Source organism: Rhodococcus sp. EPR-134 (genome assembly GCF_001647205.1).
GTDB lineage: Bacteria > Actinomycetota > Actinomycetes > Mycobacteriales > Mycobacteriaceae > Rhodococcus_F > Rhodococcus_F qingshengii.
Genome location: NZ_LVCT01000123.1, coordinates 1 through 4,214, shown reverse-complemented (window position 1 = coordinate 4,214; position 4,214 = coordinate 1). Strand labels below are relative to the sequence as shown.

At 62.8% G+C, this 4,214-nt stretch carries 4 protein-coding genes; 3 read left to right on the top strand and 1 reads right to left on the bottom strand.

The window, feature by feature from the left end:
- On the bottom strand, positions 1 to 1,570 hold a 1,570-nt coding region (locus A2J01_RS05515; RefSeq protein WP_064112272.1), incomplete at its 3' end, for a hypothetical protein.
- Between the two features lie 143 nt (positions 1,571 to 1,713).
- Between A2J01_RS05515 and A2J01_RS05510 the strand changes: the two genes are divergently transcribed.
- The 3 genes from A2J01_RS05510 (at position 1,714) to A2J01_RS05500 (ending at position 3,839) form a co-directional block, all read left to right on the top strand.
- Positions 1,714 to 3,015: an AAA family ATPase gene (locus A2J01_RS05510; RefSeq protein ID WP_064112271.1), complete on the top strand. Its 1,302-nt coding sequence runs from the start codon at positions 1,714 to 1,716 to the stop codon at positions 3,013 to 3,015.
- Positions 3,012 to 3,452 carry a hypothetical protein gene (locus A2J01_RS05505; protein WP_047269150.1) on the top strand — a complete coding sequence of 147 codons (441 nt, stop codon included), beginning with the start codon at positions 3,012 to 3,014 and terminating at the stop codon, positions 3,450 to 3,452. The genes A2J01_RS05510 and A2J01_RS05505 overlap by 4 nt, the downstream gene beginning before the upstream one ends.
- 180 nt (positions 3,453 to 3,632) lie before the next feature.
- Positions 3,633 to 3,839: a hypothetical protein gene (locus A2J01_RS05500; RefSeq protein ID WP_156519180.1), complete on the top strand. Its 207-nt coding sequence runs from the start codon at positions 3,633 to 3,635 to the stop codon at positions 3,837 to 3,839.
- Positions 3,840 to 4,214: the final 375 nt, after the last annotated feature.

The following is a 4,214-nucleotide window of genomic DNA, read 5'->3' as shown; positions in this document are numbered from 1 at the left end:
AGATCTCGTCGAGATTCGGAAGATCCGCGTCGGTGATCACAACCACGAGTCTCGTGCCGGCACCCGAGGTCAGCTGCAGTCGAGAATCCAAGGCCAGCAGAGCCTCCGGAAGCCCGTCGCTGACGCCACCGGCCTCCGGGACATACACGGCGCCACCGATACTCTCGGCCGGCAGGTTCGCTGCTTTCGCGTTCCACACGACCGTGGCCGCCGCACCTCGATCAACTGCTGCCCGATTGACCATCCACGCAGTCACTGCGGAGATTTCGAGCACCGGTTCCATCGACTGGGAGACGTCGACCGCGATACCGACCGCCCACGGTGGTGCTTCCACGACGGTCCGGCGCGTGCGAGACCAGGGCGTCGCAGTCGGAATCATGCCCGCCGCGATCTGACCCTCACGGCGGGCCAGCTCACGGATCCGCATGCGTCCTGGTGGTACAGCCTGCGGAATGTGTTGCGTGCGTTCACCGCGGTCGAGTGCAGCCTCGACCGCTCGGTTCAGCCGGAGGGACTGTGCCAGCTCGCCGTCGGTTGGCCTTCTGACGCTGTGCGCAAGACGCCCGGTGCTGGCGACGCGTCCAGCTGCTGCGATCATCTGGCGCTGGTTCTCCGCCGCTGTGGTTACCCGGGCGGCAGCCGCCGATGGCGGAGTGATGTGTTCGGCGGCCTGCGCGGTCGCCGCGGTACGCCGGGCCATCGCTGCGAGAGCATCACGGAGGCTGGTGTTCTTTCCTGAAGCGGCGATCTCGTCGCCGGCGCCTTCGCTGGCTCCATGTTGAGGGCTGCATCCAGCGCCGTCATCGCCATCGCTGCCCTCGCTGTCGACGTCCGCGTCATCGAACTCGTCGACAATCGCTGCGGCGATCGACTCCGCGCACCGCACCAACCCATCGACGTCACCGTCGTCGAGAGCAACCGCTACACGCGTCTGCTCGACAACAATGCCGATTTGCTTCTCGGTCAAGAACTCCCCGGCTACCTCCGCGAGATCCGGAAGATCGCAGCGGTCATACACCCCGGCATCGATGCGACCACCCACCAAGATCAGGAGCCGAGCTGCCGAGGATGCGGAACTGGCTGTGCAGCTTCCAAGCAGATGCGAAGCCGAACTTCTCAGCCATACCCGATCCTGTGGGCGCCGCGCCACGACTCGCCCTTCCATTCGTGGTTCCTCGAGGAGCGCAGCCCACGCCCCCACGGCCTTCGATAGCCGCCCCCGCCGAACGGTGTGAGCTGCATGGCCCGCTTCGTGCACAGCTACTCCGGTAAGGACCGGGAAGCGTGCGCGATCGCGGCGGTCACGAAGGTCGATTTGGTTCGGATCATCAGAGGGAGAGAGTGTTTGCGCTGCGTCGATGGTGACGGTGGCGGTCGTGTGAGAGTACGCGCCGGCCGGGCGCCCGCCTGCCAGTTCTGGGGTTGCGGCGATTCCGACAACGGTCATCAGATCCCGGCGGGCGGCGATCTCGTCGACGAACCGACCCACTCGCACGGAGAGCTGACCCCACGCGTCGGCTGTGAAGGTCTGTACTTCGTTGTCCATCGTCAGGGCGGCGGGTGCATTCATGACGTGTTACCTCTCTGATGACGTTCGCTCCGAAGTCACTGTCTCAACTGGCGCAGGTTTCCGCGGCACACCAGTCGTGCCGCACCGATGTCGCGGTACCGGGAGTCTGAGTTCCGACACAGAATTGAGAAAGGGAAGGTTCCATGATCGAAGCGACATTCGCGGTCTGGGCGGTACAGGCTGGAGACGGGCAGGTCACCGCCACCGTCGCCTACCGCGACCCGTTCACCAATACCTCGACTACGATCACTGGCTTCGGGGCTGAGTCCGACTTCCAAGAGGGCCAACTCGTAGTCCGAGAAAGCACCACGCCACCGGAATCCGCCGCGACTGTGTTCGCGGACGCTTTCCACACCTTCTTCTCTTCAGATTCCGATCACTCGAACCGCGTGATCCGATTTCCACAGATCAGCACTGTTCGCGTGCCAGGCGACACACCGGTGGATCCGAGGGACTTCTTTCCACCGCTGTTCATGCTCGAGTTGGCCGAACAATCGGACCCCTACAACGTCGCGGTGCAGGCGCTGACCTCAGACAAGCGGGTCCTGCGCGGTACAGCGCAGGCCAGCAGCGGTGCCGACCTCGCTGATCGCATCATCATCGAGATCCCCGAAGCCGACCGAGACGGCCTTCTCCTCACCGACGGCCGCCGCTACCTCCCACGCACCATCGCGGGCCAGCCGGATTACTTGGTACTCCGAAAGCTGCGGGGTTACATGAACATTCGACTCAAGGGGGTTGCCGGTGGAGGTAAGACCACCCTCCCAGAGGTGGCATTCGGAGAGGATCTGATCACTGTGCAAGGGCACGGAGATCTGTCAGTGTCCTCGCTCATCGGGCACTACCAACCACAACCCGATGGCACATTCCTCTGGTGCGACGGCCCATTGCTGCGCGCGATGAAGTGCGGAAAAGTTCTACTCATCGACGAAATCAACCGGGCCCCTTCGGAGACGATCGCCATCTTGCTCTCAGTCGCTGATGCCCGCACCCAACTCGTCATCGACGACCGCCCCGACCTGCCGACCGTCCACGCCGCTCCAGGATTCAGTCTCGTCATCACATACAACGAGGAAGGACGAGGCATCCGACCACTCGACAACGCAATCAAGCGACGCTTCCCTTTCGAAGTCACCGTTGAAACCGACTACGACGTTGCAGAATCCGCCGGAATCGACTCCCGCCTGATCAAAGTGGGGTGGAATTTGCTCACCCAACATGACGAATCCATCGCCACCGGAGGCCGGCCGATCTGGAGACCGCAGATGGCGGATCTGATCGCGGCGCAGAAGCTACTCGACGCCGGCCTGGGCGCCGAGTTCGCCGCGGCCACTCTTGTCGCGGCCTGCCCCGACCCAGATGTTTCCACATTGGTCGCCACCGCAGTCTCGACGTCCTTCGCGATCCCCAACGTCCGTCCTCTGCAGCTTGGAGGCGCAGCATGAGCAGTCTCGCTGTACCCATGCCTACGTGGCGAGCCCGCGGTCCGCTGACCAGTCTCGACGGCACGAACACCACGGGCATCGACACCACCGCTGACCTTCTCGGTGTCACCTTCGCCGACATCCCGGACGATGAACTGGTCCTGCACACTCTGAGAGTTGTCGAATACGCCTTCCGCCGGGACATGTGCGGGCTCCCGGACGTGCAGTCTGAGGCTGGGGCATCAGTTCACGGCAACACCGTTGTCGCCTTCGCTCCTCTGTCGAGGCGCCGATGCAAGACTCGATCCATCGAGCACGGGCTTCGAGCGGCACTGACCAACATCCTCCACATGCACGTCAATGGTTCGCCCGTGCGTGCTGACGGAACACAATTGTTCCCGGCTCTCGCTCGCCCGATCGTTGGCATCCGCGGGTTTTCCCTCGGTCACAGCGATTAGTGACCCCGCCACAACGCCTTCGGCGCCTTTGCGTCGAACCAGCCAGCCGTCCACCAGAATCACGTCGACTCGCCTAAGCCCCATGAAATCTCGCGCCTCCTTCTGATCTCTTCGACACCGCGGGCCATGTCGGACCATCAGGGCACACTGACCGGAACCAACTACGAGAGGATGACAGGCATGAGCAAAGAAATCACCAAAATTCTTGCGGTCGTCGCGGGGATTGGCGGGATCGGCTTCGCGATCGGAACGCTGATCGGGTGGCTGTTCCTTTCCGACACAATGGAACCGTGGCAATTCGGCCTGATCTTCGCCTTGGTCGTACTGTTCTTGGGTCTCCTCGGCGCTGCCCCGCTGGCATCGCGCCTGTTCACTGGACGAAGCTAGCTCGAATCACACGCGCCGCGAACGAAGAGACGTCGCTTCAGCGTCCGAGCACTTGGAATGCGTTGCAGCGCGGCATTCATCACCTGTGGCCACCGAAGGCAAGGACAATCATCGACTTGCAGCAAAGGAATACCGCCGGAGTTGCTCGTCCAGATCGGAATCCGGCAATGCGATGTGCTTCAGACCGAGCGATAGTGACTGAGATCGGAGCTGGACCACAACTCACTCCGCGCGATGTCCTGTTGCCCGTCGCCGCCACCGTCAACGGCGCAGAGCATTGGAAAGTGAGATAACCATGACCCTCGTCCTCGGTATCATCGGCGTCATCGCGCTCTTTCTTCTCGCGTGGCAGGTTTTCGTGAGGCTTCCGGCCAC

Bases quoted from the DNA above. Each gene is read 5' to 3' on its own strand.
- A2J01_RS05510 (WP_064112271.1), top strand. From the start codon at position 1,714: ATGATCGAAGCGACATTCGCGGTCTGGGCGGTACAGGCTGGAGACGGG.
- A2J01_RS05505 (WP_047269150.1), top strand. From the start codon at position 3,012: ATGAGCAGTCTCGCTGTACCCATGCCTACGTGGCGAGCCCGCGGTCCG.
- A2J01_RS05500 (WP_156519180.1), top strand. From the start codon at position 3,633: ATGAGCAAAGAAATCACCAAAATTCTTGCGGTCGTCGCGGGGATTGGC.